Source organism: Phenylobacterium sp., assembly GCF_036402295.1.
Lineage (GTDB): Bacteria > Pseudomonadota > Alphaproteobacteria > Caulobacterales > Caulobacteraceae > Phenylobacterium.
The window spans coordinates 1-2,343 of record NZ_DASWTE010000264.1; the positions used below are offsets into that span (position 1 = coordinate 1).

Here is a 2,343-nt window from a genome sequence, read left to right on the forward strand (position 1 = left end):
GCGTCAACGACGGCGAGATCGCCGACGTCGTCCGCTTTGCCCTGGACTGGCGGTGTGTGCGGGGCGTCACCTTCCAGCCGATCCAGGACGCCGGCCGCAACGACGGCTTCGACGCGCGCCGCCACCGGATCGTGCTCACCGCGGTACGCCGGGCGATCGCCGAGGCGGGCGTGTTCGGGCTGGACGACCTGATCCCCCTGCCCTGCAACCCGGACCAGATCTGCATCGGCTACGGCCTGCGCAACGGGCGCGAGGTGCGGCCGGTGACGTCGCTCCTGCCGCGCGAGCTGTTCGTGGCCGCGGCGCCCAACACCGTGACCTTCGAGAGCTACCCCGAACTGCGCGAGAAGGTGTTCGAGCTGCTGTCGCTGTCGACGGCCCAGGGCAACACCAGCGAGAAGCTGGCCAGCCTGCTGTGCTGCCTGCCTGAGGCGGCCGTGCCGCAGGAGGTGGCCTACGAGAACACCTTCCGGGTCGTGGTCTCGCAGTTCCTCGACCGCTTCAACTTCGACCTCGGGACGGTGAAGCGGTCGTGCGTGCACTTCGTGCAGCCGGACGGGCGGATCATCCCCTTCGACACCTTCAACACCTTCTACCGCCCGGGCGCGGCGGGCCAGGCGGCGCTGGCGCGGGGACAGGGGCAGTGAGCGACGTCAGCCCCGTGCAGAAGTTCCTCGGCGGCGCGCTGATGGCCGTGGGCGGGCTGATCGCGGCGCTGTGCGGGCTATGCACCCTTGGCCTCATCGGGTTCGGCGTGGCCGACACGTTCGGCGGCGGCTCGAGCGGCGGCGATCTGTTGGGCGCCGCCGCCATAGCGACGATCATCGGCGGCGTCCCCACCGTCCTCGGCGTGCTGCTCTTCGCGTGGGGACGGCGATTGTACGCGCCCCGCCGGGCGACTGGGCGAGATCGGCTCGCGGTCTTCAGCGACGACCCGGAGGACAGGCCATGAGCGACGGGACGAGGCGCTTCATCGCCGGCGCGGTGATCGCCGTGGGCGCGATCCTGGTGCTGCTGGCCGGGCCGTGCACCGCGTTCTTCGGCGGCGGGGCGCTGGTGGAGCTGTTCCGCGGCGGCGACGCCAGCCTCGCGGGCTTCATCCTGGCGGTCAGCCTGATCTTCGGGGGACTGCCGACGGTCGCGGGGGTGGTCCTGATCATCAACGGCTGGCGGTCGCTGCGGCGGCGCTAAAGTCGATCGTTCTCGCACTCCCTTCCTCCTCGATGGAGGAAGGGCCGGGGATGGAGGTGTGCGCACGGCGAAGAGGGGAATGGCGTCGTTTGGCGTCGACGCCCGCTTGCGCCATCTGCGTCGGCTCGGGCGGCCACACCTCCACCAACCCTCCTCCATCGAGGAGGAGGGCCTCTAGAGGATAGCCATGACCTCGGCCACGCAGGCGTCGACGTCGCGGTCCGCGGTGTCCACGACCAGCCGTTCGCGGGTCCAAGGGCGGTAGTCGCGGTCCGTGACTTCCTGCCAGGTGGGCGGCGTGAGGCGCCGGACGTCGCTCGTGCGGGTCTCGACGCGGCGGCGGTGCTCGGCTTCGTCGCTGCAGACGACCTCGACCTCGATGACCTCCGCGCGCGCGGCCAGACCCACGTCGCGCCAGGCGTCGCGGGTTTCCATCCAGGGGTTCACGCTGTCGCCGACCACGTCGAGGCCGAGCCGCAGGTTGTCGGCCGCTACCGCGTAGGCGGCGCGGTAGCCCTCGTCCGCGATCGGCGTCTCGGCGTCGGCGATGGCCGTCTCGATGGTGTCGATGCGCAGCCAGACGGCCCCGAGTCGGCGGGCCAGCTCGCGGGCGATGGTCGACTTGCCGCTGCCCGGAAGGCCCGCGAAGACGACCAGCCGGGGCACGGGAGGCCCTAAGCCGCCGCCTGCTTGCGCGGGGCGCCGACGATGCGGGCCTTGGCGATCTCGTTGGCGACTTCGTGGGTCGGGCGGCGCTCGCGCAGGGCCTGGTCGAGGACCTCTTCCAGGGTCAGCGCCAGGCGGTCGAGCTTCTCGTCCACCCACGCCGGGTCGAAGGCCTCGCCGCGCTCGAGCGCGCGGATCTCGCCGGCGACGTTGATGATGCCGCCGCCGTTGATCACGTAGTCGGGCGTGTAGAGGATCCCGCGGGCGAACACCTCGCGGCCGATCTCCGGGGTGGCCAGCTGGTTGTTGGCGCCGCCGGCGATAATCTTGGCCTTCAGCCGCGGCAGGGTGCTCTCGTTGATCGCCCCGCCCAGGGCGCACGGCGCGAAGACGTCGGCCTGCGCCTCGAAGATCGCGCCCGGCTCCACGATGGTCGCGCCGGTCTGCGCGGCCACTTGCGACAGCGCCTCTTCGTTGACGTCGGTG

General features: G+C 71.6%; 3 protein-coding genes and 2 pseudogenes. 3 read left to right on the forward strand and 2 right to left on the reverse strand.

From position 1 onward, the window contains the following. The 3 genes and pseudogenes from VGD44_RS16230 to VGD44_RS16240 form a co-directional block, all read left to right on the forward strand. Positions 1 to 647, forward strand: a pseudogene (locus tag VGD44_RS16230) (radical SAM protein); the annotation flags it as partial. Beyond that, a complete protein-coding gene (locus VGD44_RS16235; RefSeq protein WP_331088951.1) occupies positions 644 to 952 on the forward strand; it encodes a hypothetical protein in 309 nt (102 codons plus the stop codon). The pseudogene VGD44_RS16230 and the gene VGD44_RS16235, both read left to right, overlap by 4 nt. Further along, complete coding sequence (locus VGD44_RS16240; protein ID WP_331088953.1) at positions 949 to 1,191, forward strand: hypothetical protein; 243 nt, start codon at positions 949 to 951, stop codon at positions 1,189 to 1,191. The genes VGD44_RS16235 and VGD44_RS16240 overlap by 4 nt, the downstream gene beginning before the upstream one ends. A 174-nt stretch (positions 1,192 to 1,365) precedes the next feature. Here VGD44_RS16240 and VGD44_RS16245 read toward each other — a convergent pair whose 3' ends face one another. Beyond that, on the reverse strand, positions 1,366 to 1,857 hold the full coding sequence (locus VGD44_RS16245) for an AAA family ATPase (protein ID WP_331088955.1): 492 nt from the start codon (positions 1,855 to 1,857) through the stop codon (positions 1,366 to 1,368). Positions 1,858 to 1,865: 8 nt separating this feature from the next. Continuing rightward, positions 1,866 to 2,343: pseudogene (locus VGD44_RS16250) on the reverse strand (amino acid dehydrogenase); the annotation flags it as partial.

Excerpts from the sequence above, each read along its gene's own strand:
- VGD44_RS16240 (WP_331088953.1), top strand. The coding sequence starts at position 949 with ATGAGCGACGGGACGAGGCGCTTCATCGCCGGCGCGGTGATCGCCGTG.